The 17622-nt window shown below is 44.2% G+C and carries 13 protein-coding genes; 5 read left to right on the top strand and 8 right to left on the bottom strand.

Translation table 11 applies throughout. The features are described 5' to 3' along the window. Window positions 1-138 precede the first annotated feature (138 nt). Both BLV50_RS08970 and BLV50_RS08975 read left to right on the top strand, forming a co-directional pair. Window positions 139-1314 carry a M20 family metallopeptidase gene (locus BLV50_RS08970; RefSeq protein ID WP_090807073.1) on the top strand — a complete coding sequence of 392 codons (1176 nt, stop codon included), beginning with the start codon at window positions 139-141 and terminating at the stop codon, window positions 1312-1314. Between the two features lie 244 nt (window positions 1315-1558). After that, window positions 1559-3310, top strand: a complete 1752-nt coding sequence (locus BLV50_RS08975) for an alpha-glycosidase (protein ID WP_063562815.1) — start codon at window positions 1559-1561, stop codon at window positions 3308-3310. A gap of 90 nt (window positions 3311-3400) precedes the next feature. Here BLV50_RS08975 and BLV50_RS08980 read toward each other — a convergent pair whose 3' ends face one another. The 3 genes from BLV50_RS08980 to glgB form a co-directional block, all read right to left on the bottom strand. Then, window positions 3401-5107 (bottom strand): right-handed parallel beta-helix repeat-containing protein, encoded by a 1707-nt coding sequence (locus BLV50_RS08980; protein WP_090807075.1) that lies wholly within the window; start codon window positions 5105-5107, stop codon window positions 3401-3403. 74 nt (window positions 5108-5181) lie between these two features. Beyond that, entirely contained in the window at window positions 5182-6624 is a 1443-nt protein-coding gene (gene glgA, locus BLV50_RS08985; protein ID WP_090807078.1) for a glycogen synthase GlgA, read from the bottom strand. Then, window positions 6621-8678 (bottom strand): 1,4-alpha-glucan branching protein GlgB, encoded by a 2058-nt coding sequence (gene glgB / locus BLV50_RS08990; protein WP_256337904.1) that lies wholly within the window; start codon window positions 8676-8678, stop codon window positions 6621-6623. The genes glgA and glgB overlap by 4 nt, the downstream gene beginning before the upstream one ends. A gap of 159 nt (window positions 8679-8837) precedes the next feature. On the opposite strand from glgB, the gene BLV50_RS08995 reads away from it, so the two are divergent. Further along, the gene (locus tag BLV50_RS08995; protein WP_090807080.1) at window positions 8838-10064 is read left to right on the top strand and encodes a glucose-1-phosphate adenylyltransferase; all 1227 of its coding nucleotides are present in this window, start codon (window positions 8838-8840) and stop codon (window positions 10062-10064) included. 66 nt (window positions 10065-10130) lie between these two features. Here BLV50_RS08995 and BLV50_RS09000 read toward each other — a convergent pair whose 3' ends face one another. From BLV50_RS09000 to BLV50_RS09020, 5 genes are all read right to left on the bottom strand, one after another. Further along, a complete protein-coding gene (locus tag BLV50_RS09000) occupies window positions 10131-11630 on the bottom strand; it encodes a sensor histidine kinase (RefSeq protein ID WP_090807082.1) in 1500 nt (499 codons plus the stop codon). Continuing rightward, window positions 11627-12325, bottom strand: a complete 699-nt coding sequence (locus tag BLV50_RS09005; RefSeq protein ID WP_063562821.1) for a response regulator transcription factor — start codon at window positions 12323-12325, stop codon at window positions 11627-11629. The genes BLV50_RS09000 and BLV50_RS09005 overlap by 4 nt, the downstream gene beginning before the upstream one ends. Then, window positions 12318-13517, bottom strand: a complete 1200-nt coding sequence (locus BLV50_RS09010; RefSeq protein WP_079693916.1) for a hypothetical protein — start codon at window positions 13515-13517, stop codon at window positions 12318-12320. The genes BLV50_RS09005 and BLV50_RS09010 overlap by 8 nt, the downstream gene beginning before the upstream one ends. A gap of 142 nt (window positions 13518-13659) precedes the next feature. Further along, window positions 13660-14385, bottom strand: coding sequence for a phosphonate ABC transporter ATP-binding protein (locus BLV50_RS09015; protein ID WP_090807085.1), 726 nt, complete (start codon window positions 14383-14385; stop codon window positions 13660-13662). A gap of 83 nt (window positions 14386-14468) precedes the next feature. Then, window positions 14469-15668, bottom strand: a complete 1200-nt coding sequence (locus BLV50_RS09020) for an MFS transporter (RefSeq protein WP_063562823.1) — start codon at window positions 15666-15668, stop codon at window positions 14469-14471. Between the two features lie 201 nt (window positions 15669-15869). Here BLV50_RS09020 and BLV50_RS09025 point away from each other — a divergent pair, with 201 nt between their 5' ends. Both BLV50_RS09025 and BLV50_RS09030 read left to right on the top strand, forming a co-directional pair. Beyond that, window positions 15870-16790: an ArsR/SmtB family transcription factor gene (locus BLV50_RS09025; protein WP_063562824.1), complete on the top strand. Its 921-nt coding sequence runs from the start codon at window positions 15870-15872 to the stop codon at window positions 16788-16790. Window positions 16791-16832: 42 nt separating this feature from the next. Then, entirely contained in the window at window positions 16833-17597 is a 765-nt protein-coding gene (locus tag BLV50_RS09030) for an HAD family hydrolase (RefSeq protein WP_072733280.1), read from the top strand. Window positions 17598-17622 lie beyond the last annotated feature (25 nt).

The raw sequence follows: 17622 nt of genomic DNA on the forward strand, positions 1-17622 counted from the left end.
ATGCCTGAGTCATTATAAAGTAGAATGCATGATTATGCAATGAATTTCGACATTACAAATCCTGACTAGTTTCTGAAAAATAACCGCAACTATGATATAATTATTGAATTATTTTCATTTTTGCTTAAGGAGTCCACCATGACACATACCAAAACACAAATTTTAACTGTAATTGATCAATATGCTTCCCGTTTTAAAGAGATTTCATCATACATTGGTGCCAATCCGGAACTTGGTAACGAAGAGTACCTCGCCTCTGCTCGGTTAAAAGAAGAACTTGCCTACCACGGTTTTTCCGTAGAAGCTCCTGTTCTTGGCTTAGATACCGCATTCATCGGTACGTATGCTGCATCCAAACCAGGTCCGACTATTGCCCTGTTATGTGAATACGACGCACTTCCGGAAATCGGTCATGCTTGTGGACACCATCTAATCTGCATGATGAGCCTCGGAGCTGCGGTAGGTCTGAAGTCCATACTGGATGAAGTGGGCGGAACATTAAAAGTATTCGGTACACCAGCGGAAGAAACGCGTGGCGCTAAAGTTCCTATGGCTGAAGCAGGTTTATTTGATGACTGTGATGTCGCGCTAATGGCTCACCCTTACTACGCCTATGAGAAATCTGGAAGCTCCTTGGCTATTGATGCCGTACAATTTGAATTCCATGGGAAATCTTCACATGCTGCTGCAAGTCCACATGAAGGCATTAATGCCCTAGATGCGGTGATCCAGACATTTAATGGCATTAATGCGTTCCGACAACAAGTGAAAAGCACGGTTCGTATTCACGGTGTTATCAATAGCGGAGGACAGGCAGCCAATATTATTCCTGACTATGCTTCAGCCCAATTCTATGTACGTGCCTCGACGAGAAAAGAGTTGAATATTCTCACTCAACGCGTAATTCAGATCGCGGAAGGTTCTGCTCTGCAAACCGGATGCCGGCTTGTTACATCTAATTATGAGACTTCCTATGATGAGATGGTCACGAATGAATCATTATCTGCTGCTTTTAGTACTAATCTGCTTGAACTCGGCATTTCTCAAGAGGAGATCGTGAGTGGGAACGACCATGGTTCTATGGATATTGGTAACGTATCCTTGCGTTGTCCTGCGATCCATCCTTATATCCGTGTTGTGGACGAAGTTCATACGCTTCATTCCATTGAATTCCGTGATCTGGCGCTTCAGGAACGGGCCCTGGATGGTATGATCCTTGGAGCCAAGGCACTTGCTGTAACTGCTTATGATGTTCTTACACAGCCTGAATTGCTGCAAACCATTCAAACAGAGTTTAAGCAAGCAAGTCGCTAAGTTTTTCGCAAAATGCTGCGTCTTAACAGTAGGGTGTTCTGCAGGACCTGCATTTGGGGTCTTAAGGAGCGCCCTTTTTGTTATCATAAATACGTATATACGGACACAAGCTGGAAATGCTGTGAAAAGAAAACGTTGAAAAATGTTGAAATTTTTACATTTAGCGGCTGTACTTATGGTTCACATGCTGTCTAACTTGGTTATTTATAGCTATAACTTTATCTTAAGTTCAGGAGGTGTTGTCATGCTGCTCGAAGCGATGTACCACGTTCCCCGCGATAAATGGGCTTATGCTTATAATCCCTCGACGATTCACCTGCGTGTACGAACGAAGAGAGACGATGTACAATATGTGACTGCACTGACTGGTGATAAATACGATTGGAATGGAACCTATAAGGAAATTCAATTGGAGAAAGCGGCTTCTGACAGTATGTTTGATTATTGGGAAACGGCAGTTAAGCCCAAATTCAAGCGTCTGACTTACATCTTCCGTATCACCGCCGGTACCGAAAATATATATCTGGCTGATAACGGAATCCATTATGCTCCCCCTTACCCTACAGGAGGATATTATGAATTTTCCTACATTCATGAAATCGATGTATTTAAGGTTCCCGAATGGGCCAAAGAAGCCGTGTTCTACCAAATCATGACCGAAAGGTTTGCTAATGGGAATCCCGACCTGAACCCTGAAGGAACCCAGGAATGGGGTGGCCGACCTGAACTGGATAACTACTTTGGCGGAGACCTGCAAGGTGTGCTCAATCACCTGGACGATCTGACTAAACTCGGTGTTAATGCCATTTACTTTACCCCGCTGTTCCAAGCAAACTCCTACCATAAATACGATACCGTTGATTATAAAAAAGTAGATCCTCATTTCGGGGACAATGAAATGCTTAAAAAAGTAGCAGAACAATGTCATCGCCGTGGAATCCGTGTCATGCTTGACGCGGTTTTTAACCATTGCAGCGAAGACTTCCCTCCTTTTCAGGATGTCCTGAAGAATGGAAAAAACTCCAAATATGCAGACTGGTTTCATATCAATGAATATCCGGTGCAGATTAAGGATGGTATCCCAACCTACGATACCTTTGGGTTTTATGGCAATATGCCGAAGTTCAACACGGCCAATCCCGAAGTAAAAGACTATTTGCTTGATGTGGCTGAATATTGGATCAAGGAGATCAAACTCGACGGTTGGCGACTGGATGTTGCGAATGAAGTGGATAACCATTTTTGGCGCGATTTCCGCAAAGTGGTCAAAACCGCCAATCCGGAAGCCTATATTGTAGGCGAAGTATGGAGTGATTCCCTGACCTGGCTCATGGGAGATCAATTTGATTCCGTGATGAACTACCCTTTTGCTGACAAGGTGCTTGAGTTCTTCTGTGGTTCTATGGATGGTTATAACTTCGCTAACGAGATGGGATCACTCATTATGCGTTACCCGCAACAGACGAATGAAGTCATCTTCAACATGCTGTGCAGTCATGATACCCCACGTCTGCTTACTCGGGCTGGAGAAGACAAACGCAGATTAAAATTGTCGGTTGTGTTTCTTTTCACTTATATTGGTACACCCTGTATATTCTATGGGGATGAGGTTGGTATACGCGGAGAGAGTGACCCGGATTGCCGTAAATGCATGCAATGGGATCCTGCCAAGCAAGATCAGGAGCTTTATGACTTCTACCGCCTGATGATTGATTTGCGGAAAAGTAATGAAGCTCTGCGTAAAGGTCGCTTCCGTTTTTTGAAGGCGGATCACAATGATCCATGCATCATTTATGAACGTATGGATGACACTCTTCACTTCACAGTGTGGATGAACAATACTCCGCAAGAACGTACCCTGTCACATCCGATGGAAACCAAGGACTGGAAGGATGCACTAACTGAAGATGCTGTTGTTCCCACCAATGGAATGATGAATATTAAACTTGATCCTTACGGATACCGTATTTTGTATAGACAATTGGAACCGAGTTAACTAATTTCCAGAAAACTCCTGAAATATTGAATAACTCTTTAATAATCATTGGATACTTCAGGAGTTTTCTAACGAAAAACTGAACTAAAGCTATAACTTCGTCGTTTTTAAATCCCCTTTTGCATCTATAGTTATTCTCCATCGTGTAGAATTCGGACCAAGCATGACAATTTCATTTACTAATTGATATAACGTTCCATTATTATCTTTAACCAGATCAACCACTACGTTTTTCCCATTTGTAAAGGGACTTGCGCCAAAGAGATAACGTCCCGTCGCACTTGCCGCAACCATCAGCATGTTATCTCTTATGATGTTTCCCTCCACCGTATTATTAACAATATCCAGATGCACTGCCCACCATGTCCCCTCATATTTTAAACGATTTCCAGTTATGATATTGTTCGAGCCACGTAATTGTATACATGTACCTTTTCCTGCAACTGAATTATGAGAAAAGGTACAATCATTATGCAAACTGACCATTCGGTCAGGATTGGTCGTCTCAAAGCCAGGCTCAATGATGTTGCTTGATGCAATCACTCCATTGGCAATATCCATGGCTATGCCCGCTTGGGCAATGTAATTACCTTTTACGATAATATGACCATCCGCGACAATTCCCCAGTGTTTTCCTCTTGGAATGATGATGTTGTCAGATATAATTCCGATGTCCATGCCTTCTGCACCTGCACTGGTTTTCGCTTCAATCGCAGCAGTAGCACTTGGTCTTAAAATGGTGTCGATCAGGTTGCCCTGGATTACAAACAAATGGTTGCTCAGACCGTTGGGATTGTATCGGGAGGGAAAGAAAGATACCGAAATGACAGAAGTGATTTTGATATCCTTAAAGACATTGGAGGTTACAAAGGCTCCTTGGAAACCGATAAGCCCCACGCCAAATGCTGTTCCATTCAGGCTGTTTCCATGTATATGCAGATTTTTGGCTCCAGTCTCGCCTCCCTCATTGTTACAGGTAATCCCGCCGCCGACTGAAGGCATATTACTCACTTGTTGTCCGCCTGAAAAAGCAGCATAATCTGGATCACTGGATAATACAGGAGTGTGCAGAAAGTTATCGGTGATCGAAACATGCCATGTTCCCTTGACCAGAATGCCATCCCCAAGATATCGGTAACAGTCATTCTCACGAATCACCACAAAAACCAAATGACTCCGAACTGCAATCGGTTCTTCTCCCAAGTGATGAAGTTTATTGTTTCTTATCACGACATTTCGGGCGGGATTGTCTTGACTGCTGGAACCATTGACTCCAATGCCATCGGTAAATTTACTAATATCGTTATTTTGCAACAATACATTGCTTGAATTCTCGATGTATAAACCTGTCTTGTTTTTACTCCAAGCTGCTTGAGTCGTACGAACCAAAGTCACGCCACTAATCTCTACATGATTGCTTCCTTCAATTCGGATTCCCTGATCCGAAACCTCCAATATTGCTCCTGGCAACGCCTTGATGATGACAGATCTTCCACTAAACGTATAGAACCAGCCCACCTTAACAACTTTATAGTGCCCTGACGTAAATAATAAAACATCACCATCCTGTGCCGAGTCAAAAAAAGCTTTGATCTGGGCTGTCTGATCGCTTCCATCTCCCGGAGCAAAACTCCTCACATCAATAAGGCTGCCCGTCAGCGTGGATTGCACAGTGGCGATATTCCCCATGATCTGGCCAAACATTTCATTCATTTTAACGGCATTATACCCGTCGGTACTGCTTAAAGCCTGCAAATTAGGATTGTAAGTAGAGGTAAAATTAATGTAGTTGTTCATTTTAAATTCGCCTCCTCCTTATGATCGTACAAAAAAGCCGCAGTACGAATATACTGCGGCTCATTTGTGCAAATCTATTTCACAGATTCAAGCATTATGCGTCGATAAATATCCATATACTCTTCAGCTGAGACGTTCCAGCTGTAGTCTCCGCTCATTGCATTTTTCACGATCTTTTTCCAGTGCTCTGGCTGACGGTAAAATTCTTCAGCACGGCGAATGGTGTTCATCATATCATGGGCGTTAAAGCTGGTGAAAGAGAATCCATTCCCCTTACCGCTGAATTCATTGTATGCCTGCACCGTATCGTTCAGACCCCCTGTTTCCCGGACAAGTGGTACACTGCCATAACGGAGTGCAAGCAACTGGCTAATACCACATGGCTCGAACCTTGATGGCATCAAGAACAGATCACTTCCGGCATAAAAACGGCGGGATAACCCATCATTGAAGGTGATCTGAGCAGACATTTTCAGCGGATAACGATTCGCTGCCTCACGGAACCAGTGCTCATAAGCCGGATCCCCGGTACCCAATACTGCGAATTGAATGTCGTCATAGTACAATAATTCATCCAATACACGACATACCAGATCCAAACCTTTGGAATCCACAAGCCTTGTAACCATCACCATAAGTGGAGCATCCGGACGTACAGGCAATCCTAATTCCTTTTGCAGCTCGATCTTGTTCTCGATTTTCTTGGACAGGCTGGTTCTGTATTTAACCGCAATTTTATTGTCCGCTGCCGGGTTGTAACTCTTGGTATCAATACCGTTGACAATCCCACTGAAACGATCGCCCAATGAACTGAGCAATCCATCCAGACCATAGCCATAATAGGAGGTTTGTACTTCCTTGGCGTAAGTAGGGCTGACGGTCGTTACATGATCCGCAAAAACGATTCCTGCCTTAAGGAAATTGACATTTCCATAATATTCTGCCCCGTCCACCGTGAAATACCGATCATCCAGCTCAAGCAAATCACTGAATAAATCATGTGGAAACACACCTTGATATAACAGGTTATGTATCGTAAAAACGGTTTTCATCTCACTATAAAAGGGATCATGAGCAAAGTGAGCCTCCAGCAGTAAAGGAATCATACCCGCGTGCCAATCGTGACTGTGCAGCACATCCGGCTTGAATTCAATTTGTGGCAACACCTCGAGAACAGCACGATTGAAGAAGGCAAAACGCTCCCCGTCATCCATATACCCATACACGCCATCCCGTCCAAAATAGTATTCATTGTCTACAAAGTAGACAGGAATCCCGTCATGAACCAGCATCTCTATTCCACAATAAGGTCTGCGCCAACCAAGAGGAACATCTGTCGTGATCACAGGCTCCATCGCCTCTTTATACTCATCCGGGATGCCCTTGTATTTGGGTAAAATGACACGAACATCTGCCCCACTCTTCTTTAGTGCTTGTGGTAATGCGCCGATGACGTCAGCAAGGCCTCCTGTTTTGATAAATGGATGTACTTCAGCAGCAGCAAATAGAATATTCATGCCTTCGTCCTCCTTTTGGGTTTAACTATAGTGCTTTCTTTTGTTTTACTGGTTTTAGTGGTACTGGCTTTTGCTCTGACGGATTGAACTTCAAGGGGCAGTGCATCCGTTTTCCGACGTGTGTTCTTTTTTAAAATAACTACACTTAGCGGTGGCAAAACAACTTCCAGACTATGTGGTTGCCCATGAAAAGGAATCTTTTCTGTAGTAAGCTGCATATCATTGATAATGCCTGATCCGCCGTAATCGGAATGATCACTGTTCAGTACTTCGGTATACATACCGGGACGCATGACACCAATCCGGTAACGCTCCCGCTTGACTGGCTGAAAGTTAATGAGCACAAGGAGTGTATCCGCAGATTTTTTTCCTTTGCGCACATATGAAATGACACTTTGGTCCTGATCATCCGGAGTGATCCATTCATAACCGTCAAAGGAATGATCAAGCTCCCACAAAGCTTTTTCGCCCAAGTATAGCTCGGACAGATCCCGTTCAAACTTGTGGAGTTTACGGTGACTGTCATAGTTCAGCAAAAACCAGTCCAGTTGATCTTCATCTTTCCATTCGATAAACTGGCCGAATTCTCCACCCATAAACAGCAGTTTCTTGCCTGGGAATGTCATAAAGTACCCCATGAAGGCACGCATGCCGGCAAACTTCTGCTCGTATGTTCCTGGCATCTTGTCTAGGAGCGACTTTTTGCCATGAACGACCTCGTCATGAGACAGAGGAAGCACGTAATTTTCAGCAAAGGAGTATACGACTGGGAATGTCAGCAAATGATGTTTGGAAGGACGTTCGTGAAAATCCGATTCCATGTAATCAAGTGTATCGTTCATCCAACCCATGTTCCATTTGTAGTTGAACCCTAATCCACCCTGATCTACTGGCGAAGTAACCATCGGCCATGCACTGGATTCTTCTGCCATCATCAGAGCATAGGGAAAGTACTTGAAGACCGTTTCATTCAACTGCTGCAAAAAAGCAACAGCTTCCTTGTTTTCCAGGCCACCTTCGTTATTCGTTCGGTATTGTCCTGGCTGCTTTTCGAAATCCAACTTAAGCATACTGGTTACCGCATCGACCCGAAGTCCGTCGAAATGGAACATCTCCATCCAATACAACGCATTAGAGATCAAAAACGAACGAATTTCAGGTTTAGAGTAATCAAAGCTGAGTGTGCCCCAGCCTGGTCTCTCTGCTAACAGTGGATCTGCATATTCATACAAGGGCGTTCCATCAAACAAACGCAAGCCATGAGCATCCTTCGCAAAATGTGCGGGGACCCAATCGAGCAAAACGCCTATTCCTGCCTGATGTAGACTATCAACTAGATACATCAGATCTTTAGGCTGCCCGTAACGGCTGGTTGGCGCAAAAAATCCTGTGTTTTGATACCCCCACGATAGGTCGTAAGGATGTTCACTTAGTGGCATCATCTCAACATGGGTATATTTCATTTCCAATAAATAAGGAACAAGCAAGTCCGCAAGTTCACGATAACTGTAGAGTGTGCCGTCCTCTTTCCGTTTCCAGGTTCCAGCATGCATTTCATAAATATGTAGAGGTTTGTTATAAACGCCTCGTTGTTTGCGTCTCCACGCGCCATCATTCCATTTGTAACCTTCGATGGAGCTGGTGACCGATGCCGTACGCGGACGAACTTCAGCCTGGAAAGCATAAGGGTCAGCTTTAAGCAATTCGGTACCCTCTTCCGTTAATATACGGAATTTGTATAATGTTCCTTCACTGATTTCCGGAATAAAACGACTCCAAAATCCAGAATCGGGTATCTTATATAAAGGTTCCTGTTCACCTTTCCATCCATTACGGTCTAAAGCCAGGCCTACTTCTGTGGCATTCGGAGCCCACACGGTAAAACGATACCCCTGACGATGATCTTCGATCGCAGGCTGTGCGCCCATTATTCGATAACTGTGATGAAGGTTTCCTTCATGAAACAAATAAATGTGCTCCGGCGAAATTTCCGGGTTTGTTAACGGTTGAATGGCCAAGAGATCACCTTCTTCTCCAGAAAATAGATATAACATTAACCATTACCCCATTCTAGCCAAGTTGAAAAGAAAAATGCGGTGTGTAAAAAAATGTTGTAATTTTTCAGGATTTTTACAGTATACATCGTTTCAATAGCTCCGCATTGCGTTTATGTATGTACTACACTGGACAAATATCTTGGGAGGGAAACGATTATGTTTAATAAAGATTGCATCGCTATGCTGTTGGCGGGAGGAGAAGGGAAGCGATTAGCCCCTTTAACCTCAAGTATCGCAAAACCCGCTGTACCGTTTGGCGGGCACTACCGGATTATCGATTTTCCTCTCAGCAACTGCGTAAACTCAGGCATCGACACTGTAGGTGTTCTGACGCAGTATCAAGCTGATTCATTACATGATCACATTGGTGGAGGAGAACCTTGGGGACATGGTACTTCAAGTGAGGCAGGAATTTCCTTACTTCCATCTTATCATACAGGAAATGACGAATACTTGGGAACCGCGGATGCTATTTATAAAAATATTGACTATATTGACCAACAAAACCCCGAAAATGTTCTAATTTTGTCGGGTGACCATATCTATCATATGAATTATCGTGAAATGCTGGAAGCTCATACAGCGAATCAAGCGGTAGCGACGATCTCCGTTATGGAGGTTCCGTGGGAGGAAGCCCATCGCTTCGGCATTATGGCAGCGGATGAGAATCTGAGAGTTACCGAGTTTGCTGAGAAACCGGCCGAACCGAAAAGTAATTTGGCTTCCATGGGCATTTACATGTTCAAATGGGAATATCTGAAGCGCCACTTGCTCGAAGATGCCGCTAATCCGGAATCCAGCCATGACTTCGGTAAAGATGTGATTCCTCAAATGTTGAATGAGAATACCCCTCTCTTCGTATATAACTTCAATGGTTATTGGAAAGACGTGGGTACCGTGAAGAGTTTATGGGATGCGCACATGGATCTGCTTCATAACGATGAAGACTGGAGCCTGCAAAAAGAAGACTGGCCGATGTTTACTCGTGACTGGAGAACTAAACCAAGTGCATACAAAGCACGTCATACACGTGCTGAGCTCCTACACTCCATGATCCATGAATCCTGCTCCATTGATGGCCGGGCTGAACGTTCTGTTATTTTCTGCGGAGCCGAAGTTGGTAAAGGTTCTGAAGTTAAAGACAGCGTGATTATGCCAAATGCACGGATAGGTCGCGGTGTTCACATCGAACGCGCCATCATTGGCGAAGGTGCCATTATTAAAGACGGTGCCATTGTCAAAGGTACGGCGGATGAAATCGTGGTTGTCGGACCGAATGAGATTGTCTCCGCCAAACCGGCTGTACGCACACAACCTGTACGCATGCTGAAAGATGTTTATGAAAAAAGTGGGCGTCTGCGCGCTGGTGAACTTTCTTCATAATCTTAAAGAAAAGGCGAGCCATATATGGCTCGCCTTTTTGGTGCGAAAACAATCTTTATGCAAAAATCAATTTTTTTTCGGATCAGACTCACCTTGAGTTAACTTCGTATCGAGAGTCACTTCGGCTTCATCATTCTGCATTATGGATTCCTCCACCGTCTCTTCCTCCGGTAAAGCTGGTAATGTCACCGTAACTGTTGTTCCCGTTCCGAGTTCACTTTGCATGATAATTGTTCCCTCATGCAGTTCTACCAGTTCCTGCGTAATAGCAAGCCCGAGCCCTGTTCCACCATTCTGGTGATTGACCTGGAAGAAGCGATCACGCACCTTGATTAAATGCTCTTCACTGATACCAATACCCGTATCCTGCACAGCAGCTATAATTTGCCCGTCTTCTTCTTTGACCGATAAAAAGATCCATGAATTCTCATGGGAGAATTTGATCGCATTGTCTACAATGTTCAGGAAGACTTGTTTTAATCTGTTACCATCCCCAAAAACATTGAAAGCACGATTTTCATCGCTTTCCAACTTGAGATGTATCTGTTTTTGCTCAGCTTTTGCCCAAACATTCAACATGGTTTCCTGAACAATCTCACGAATGCTGACGGTCCCTTTCACCAACTTCATCTGATTTTGCTGCAATTTGGAGAAATCGAGCATCTCTTCTACGAGTCCGATCAGACGCTCCGTTTCTTTAGAGATAATACTCATTCCAATCCTCGTTTCATCCGGATCGTATCCACCGGAGTCCAGCGTCTCACTCCACCCTTTAATACTGGTCAGGGGCGTTCGCAATTCATGAGAAATGGAAGAAATAAAATCGTCTTTGATCTGATTGCTGCGCACAATTTCATGTGCCATAAAATTCAGAGTGGATGCCAGTTCGCCTAATTCATGTTTGTAGTTGCCCTTAACTCTCACATCCAGACGTCCTCGGGCCATCTGAGCGGACACTGCCGTAATATTGTTAATCGGTCGTACAATGGAATTGGCCATACCTATACTAATAATCAAGACAATTGCCAGTACGCCAATACCTACTGCAATCGCAAGCATCCCCATGAACAATAACTTGGAATTCACATTTTCGAGCGATGTTAGGTATCGAATAACATACGTATTTTCGCCGCCTAGATCAAACTTGTGGGAAACGGCCATGACCTGCTCTCCCGTGGCGGGTTGTCTGCCTACCCAACGTCCCATACCGCCATTTAACGCCTGTTGAATATCACTCGTTTGCAGAACGGCACGGTCAGATTCAAATGCAGTCGAACTCGCTAACACATGACCGTTCAGATCCAGAATCTCAAGTTCTGTATTAGATAATTCCAAATTAACAAGTAGTCTGGACAGGTTATTTCCATCTTCCGAATTACTCTCACGAGCTAGAGGCTCAAAAAAATCCTTCGAATTGGAGATATGGGTACTGATTGTATTGTAGATGCTCTCATAATAATATCGTTGCACCGCCAGCATAAATACGAATTCCACCAACAGCAGAGCCAGAAAAACTACAATGAAGTAATGTAGTACAATCTGCCGTGTGATGCCTTTTTTGATCATTGATCCCGGCCCTTCCATTTGTAACCGTGACCCCATACAGTCTGCAGGTATTCAGGTTCGGAAGGATTGTTCTCAATTTTCTGGCGCAAGCGGCGAATATTTACGTCTACGATTTTGGGATCACCCATATACTCTTTGCCCCATACGTGATCCAGCAGCACATCTCGACTAAGCGGTGTGTTTTCCTTTTCCAAGAAAAATTGAATCAAGGAAAATTCGGTTGGTGTTAACTCAATTAATTCATTTTGCTTCTTAAATTGCTTGGAGATTAGATCCAGCGAGAACGGCCCTGATTGAAACGTTACCTTTGCAGCCGTCTCCCGGTGAACATTGACCCGGCGCAACAAAGATTGTATACGTGCAATCAGCTCGGTTGGACTAAACGGCTTACTTACGTGATCGTCCGCGCCAACGGAAAGCGCATATACCTTGTCCTGCTCCTGTACTTTGGCTGTGAGGAAAATAATTCCCAGACGTTCATTCGTTTCACGAATACGACGACACACTTCAAATCCGTCAATTCCAGGAACCATAACATCCAGCAAAGCCAAGTCGATATCTGGTACGGATTGCAAAATGCGAAGCGCCTCGTGTCCATCTCCAGCTTCAAGCACTTCAAACCCATTTCTTTTCAAATTAATAACAATAAAACTGCGGATGGATTCTTCATCCTCTAGAATAAGTACTTTACTCATTAAGTTCTTCCTTTCTATTCAGTTGCGGTATATTGTCAAGCAATCCATCATCGGCATCCAGTTGTGCACCGCGGGAAGCAATGACCCGATCATTCGTTCGGGTAATCTCTTTCCAACTTTTGCCTTTTTCCTGCTCCCACTGAGAAAGGGTGAAATATTTTATTTCACCTACGGTTTCATCCGTATCAATCATTTTAAAACGAATGTATTTTTCTTTTTCCGATTTAGTATCAATGGTAATCTTCCCATACCACTCTGCCTTCAGATTCAAATGGAATAAGTCAGCATCATCCCGATATTGGAATGAGACAAATTTCTTATCATCCTTGCCATCCCATTGATAAAAGGTATAGAACCACATCCGGGAATCAAATACGTAATGTTCCCAGCCTTTAGGCGTTTCCTTCAAGCCAAACTCAATAATACCATCATTGTCGACATCACCGCTTAAAATTTTGTCATCTCTGTAGGTTTGATCAGGCGATTTAAAAGCATTCACTAACTTGTTATCTTTTACATATATGATCTGTGAGAATGTACTACGGTCATCCAGCTCTGAATCCAGTACAATACCCACTTTATCTTTGGCAATCTGACCACCGAGAGCATTATATATCTCTTTCACAGTATAGTCCGTCTGCATTCTGTCAACTTCCTTGAAACTTCCTTCGTCGTACTGATACAACGCAATAGATGCAAATCCGCTATTGTTCAGGGATACGATTGCGAAATCATTTTTCTTGTCCCCGTTTAGATCGAGGGTGTTCCCTTGAACATCATCTATAATATATTGATTATACGGAACACCACCCAACACTTGTTCAAGTGCTCCAGCTTTATAAGAATAAGCAGTTAATGCTTTCTGTTCTTGTAAACTTACACCCAAGATAATATCCGGATTCCCATCATTGGTAATGTCCAAAACTTTGAACGATTGCAGTTCATTCCCCGGAACATCAAATGTCAACTTCTTAACCCATGAATCCCCCTGCTCTTCCAACAACATTCCATGAATTCGCACGTTCTCATTCGGGGTCTCATAGAAAACGATGGCTTCCCGAGTACCATCTCCGTTTAGGTCTTCAACACGAATCATACTGGTATTATTCATGTCTTTGGGGCGAATCAATTTGCTTTCGGGTGGCTGTTCCCGCTGAACCACATTTAATAATTTTTCCTTGTCTGTAGACATCATTGGTTTTCTCATCAAACCCTTAGGATCGCTTATGACAGTACATCCGCTAAGGACTGAACCGAGCAAGATACTTACTGCTCCCCCCGCTAACAGGCGCCCCCACCGTGAATTAAGCAAATTCATCACTCTTTTCAATAGTTTAAATCATATTTTTTTCTTGCTGTGTCAACCGACGTCCATGTATATCAAAAGCAATCTTGCCTTCTGCAAGACCCCAGATGCGGGTCGCATGTTTCTCTGCCATCTCAATCGGCAATACTGCAATTACGGTAGCCCGTTCCTCTTCGCACAATTTGCGCAGTGTTTCCAGCACCGTATCTGCGGTATGAGGATCAAGTCCGATGACAGGTTCATCCGCCAAAACAACTTTGGCGCCATGCGCCAGCGCTCGGGCAATCGCTACACGCTGCTTCTCGCCACCGCTGAGTTTCTCTGCCGTCTGGTGTGCTTTATCCAGCAATCCGAGCCCTTCCAGATAATCCATCGCACCCATATAATCATCGGAACGAACCATACCTGTTACCATTCTCCATAGAGGAGTTTGACCAGAACGACCGATCAATACATTTTTCAAAGCTGTACGTCTCGGATACAATTGCGGATTCTGTTCCAAGTATGCCCATTCCCGTTTAATTTTCCGTTTTCCAGACCAACCTTCTTTTATAATCTCGGCGCCGTCCACCGTAAATCGACCACTGTCCCATTTTTCCATCATAGCAAGGCATTTAAGCAGCATGCTTTTTCCGCTGCCACTTGAGCCCACTACACCAATCATTTCTCCCTGTTGCATATCGAATCGTATATCCCGCAGAACCGGAACTCGGTCCGCTCCAACGGATTTGCTTAAACCCTCAACTCTGATCATCGCGATGTCTCCTCTTGTCCATGTTTTTCCCTACTACTAGTGTACTCGGAAATGGACATCAATTTCCATGCGAACACCAGCTTCTATTTTACCACAGATTCAAGCATAGGTTTACGACGAAATAATACACCTGCTGCACCAAAAAGAAGATACATGAATCCAAGCAAAATAAACATGCTTCCTGGTGAAATCCAGTTAATCACTTGCCCTCCCAGATTCGGTCCAATGATGCTTCCAATTGTAAAATGAAATGAGGCCACTACGTTCGCTGCAGGCAGCAGCACTTTTGGCAAAATATCTGCGGCATAGGCCAGGCCAAGCGAGAAAAATGAACCTACCAGACCTCCTGCTATGGTCAACAGCACAAGTGTCCACCAGAAATGTGTGCCGGCCACAGGAACCAGCATGAAGATGATACCTCCTGTAATACCAGCAAACATTAACGTTTGCTTTCGACCATAACGGTCACTCAACATACCTAGAGGTAATTGCAGAAACAGACCACCTATTCCGACAAAAGGCAGCAAGGACGATATCTGATTGGCATCCAGACCAATACGCAGACCGTATACCGGAAAATTGCTGTTCATCCCGGCTTCCATGTACCCGTACAATAACGCAGGCAACAGCGCATACCATGCCCAGGCCAAGCTGCGTCGGAAACGGCGTTCAGGCAGTTGTCCATGTTCGGCCTTTTCCGGCTTCGTATCGGGAAGCTTCATTAATACAAGCATAAGTACCGCAGCCATACATACGAATAATACCCAGAATGGAACGGCATCCCCAAACCCGAGCAGTTTGATTCCCAATGGGCCAATACTGAATCCTAAACCATAAGACATACCATATAAAGAGATGTAACGTCCGCGTTTTTCGGGTGCGGTCACCAGTAGTACCCATAGCTGGGCAGAATAATGGAGTGCACTATCACCGATTCCGACGACGAGACGCAAAATAAACCAAATTTTGATATCCGGAAAATAAGGAAATAGAATCAGGGGAATCATGACAAATAACAGTCCGCCGATAATCAGCTTTTTGAAACCAATAGCTCCCAGCAGTCGTTCCGCCACCAAGGTCATGGCAAAAGATCCAACGTACAATGCGGCTGCATTCAATCCGTTCAAACCCGGCGAGACTCCTTTTTGCTCCAAGAAAATGGAGAGCACCGGCAATAAAAGTCCCTGGCTGATCCCCGCCACAACAATAACGGTAATCAGAATGAGATAGTTTGATGTAGAATGTGATAATTTGGGGGTGGTTATAGATGACACAAAAATCATTCCTCCTGCAAGCATACAAAGAAAAATCGCCATCACTGACGACCTTTCGCATGTTATAACTATTCTATTGATCATGTATGGTTACGCCAGGCGTTTTGCCCTGGACTTGAACATTATAGTGGACAACGCCCTGCAAAACAAGCCATAATAGTACTTAAGTCGCTGCGTACATTTAGATGTGACGGGAGGATTCTGCATCATATGGCTTATCATGTTAAAATCGATGTTTCACCGATATATGAAATGCTCAACAGCTTTTTGGTATATGTAACGAAGAAGTGGATTCAACATCTGGATGTTGGCCCTGAATGGATCATTGAGGTGGAAGGCAAACTAAGTTCCAATGTTCGAGCAGCGCTCGCACCTGCTGCCACCTGGCCTTTTGATGACTTTGATGTATTATTTGCATGGGCGGCCTATCGGAACACTTCTAATGAGAATATTGATTTTCTGGATATGCTTGCTGGACTAACAGCCGAAGAGCTGTTCGCACGCGTATCTGTTCTGCTACCCCATCTTACAATAGAAGAATCTACACGTATTCGGGATAGCTATGTGCCACTTTTGCGACTCTGGGATCAGCATTACTGCCAGAATATGAGTGAGGATTATCGTACCTGGCTGGAGGAAGACGCTGAAGAGAAACGCGTACTGCTTGAAAAAATGGGGCCTGAACTCCTTATTGAATACGCTACTGCGGGTGTTCTGGTTGAACCGATGCCTGGACTGGATGAAGTTATCCTGTTTCCAACCGTCCACAACCGCCCCATTAATATGTACTGCTTCTATGAGGGCATGATGATCATGCAGTATCCTGTAGACGCACCCGAAGAGGATGAAGACCAACCACCAACCTGTCTGCTTCGTTTCACACATGCCCTGGCTGATCCGGAAAGACTCCGTCTTCTACGCTACGTGTCAGGTGAACCGAAGTCACTCGCTGAGATGTGTGAGGAGCTGGGTAAAGACGAGGATATGGTTAAAGATCAGGTTATGGCACTGCGCATCGCCGGACTGCTGCGAACCCATCTGCTCGGCAGTAATCGCAAAGAGAAATACAGTATTCGACCAGATGGCGTATCTGAATTGAATATGTTCCTGGAATCTTATATTCGCATATAAAATATGAACAACTGTGCTGCTGCTGCAAGGAGTGAATTGGATATGAAAATAATAAAACAACATATTTTGTTTGATCTAGATGATACACTCGTGTATTGCAATAAATATTTCAACCTAGTGCTTGGTGAATTCTTCGAGAACATGCAGGAGTGGTTTGATGGACATGCCCTAACGGTTCAACAAATTAGGGAGAAACAGCTGGAGATTGATGTAACCGGGGTCAACAAACTGGGATTTGCAAGTCACCATTTCCCGCAATCCCTTATTGATACCTACCGTTACTTCTCCCAGAAGTTCTCAAAGCCAACCTCTCATCAAGAAGAGTCTTACCTCACCAAATTGGGAATGAGTGTATATGACCAAGAGGTTGAACCTTATCCTCATATGGTCGAAACGCTGGAGAATCTTAAATCAGCTGGACATGCCCTCTACCTGTATACAGGTGGAGAAACCGTAATTCAGCAGCGGAAGATTGACCAGATGAAGCTCTCGGCTTATTTCGATGACCGGATCTACATTCGGCAACATAAGAACATTGAAGCGCTCGAAGGCATTCTTTCAACTGGACCGTTTGAACGTCGTGCAACTTGGATGATTGGAAACTCACTGCGCACAGACATCATGCCAGCAGTGACGGCCGGCATCCATAGCATATATATCAAACAGCCGAACGAATGGCAATACAACATGGTGGAGCTTCAACCTAATCCAGAGACATCGATGTATACCATTACTGCCCTGGAAGAGGTACCGAAGGTCATCCATGAAAATATACAACAGCAGCAACAGAAAAGGACCCTTGGATAAGGGTCCTTTTCTTATTTAATTATAA

The organism is Paenibacillus sp. 276b (genome assembly GCF_900107875.1).
Classification (GTDB): domain Bacteria; phylum Bacillota; class Bacilli; order Paenibacillales; family Paenibacillaceae; genus Paenibacillus; species Paenibacillus marchantiae.

Coding starts and splice junctions, on each gene's coding strand:
- BLV50_RS08970 (WP_090807073.1), top strand. CDS start 139: ATGACACATACCAAAACACAAATTTTAACTGTAATTGATCAATATGCT.
- BLV50_RS08975 (WP_063562815.1), top strand. CDS start 1,559: ATGCTGCTCGAAGCGATGTACCACGTTCCCCGCGATAAATGGGCTTAT.
- BLV50_RS08980 (WP_090807075.1), bottom strand. CDS start 5,107: ATGAACAACTACATTAATTTTACCTCTACTTACAATCCTAATTTGCAG.
- glgA (WP_090807078.1), bottom strand. CDS start 6,624: ATGAATATTCTATTTGCTGCTGCTGAAGTACATCCATTTATCAAAACA.
- glgB (WP_256337904.1), bottom strand. CDS start 8,678: ATGTTATATCTATTTTCTGGAGAAGAAGGTGATCTCTTGGCCATTCAA.
- BLV50_RS08995 (WP_090807080.1), top strand. CDS start 8,838: ATGTTTAATAAAGATTGCATCGCTATGCTGTTGGCGGGAGGAGAAGGG.
- BLV50_RS09000 (WP_090807082.1), bottom strand. CDS start 11,630: ATGATCAAAAAAGGCATCACACGGCAGATTGTACTACATTACTTCATT.
- BLV50_RS09005 (WP_063562821.1), bottom strand. CDS start 12,325: ATGAGTAAAGTACTTATTCTAGAGGATGAAGAATCCATCCGCAGTTTT.
- BLV50_RS09010 (WP_079693916.1), bottom strand. CDS start 13,517: ATGTCTACAGACAAGGAAAAATTATTAAATGTGGTTCAGCGGGAACAG.
- BLV50_RS09015 (WP_090807085.1), bottom strand. CDS start 14,385: ATGATCAGAGTTGAGGGTTTAAGCAAATCCGTTGGAGCGGACCGAGTT.
- BLV50_RS09020 (WP_063562823.1), bottom strand. CDS start 15,668: ATGATTTTTGTGTCATCTATAACCACCCCCAAATTATCACATTCTACA.
- BLV50_RS09025 (WP_063562824.1), top strand. CDS start 15,870: ATGGCTTATCATGTTAAAATCGATGTTTCACCGATATATGAAATGCTC.
- BLV50_RS09030 (WP_072733280.1), top strand. CDS start 16,833: ATGAAAATAATAAAACAACATATTTTGTTTGATCTAGATGATACACTC.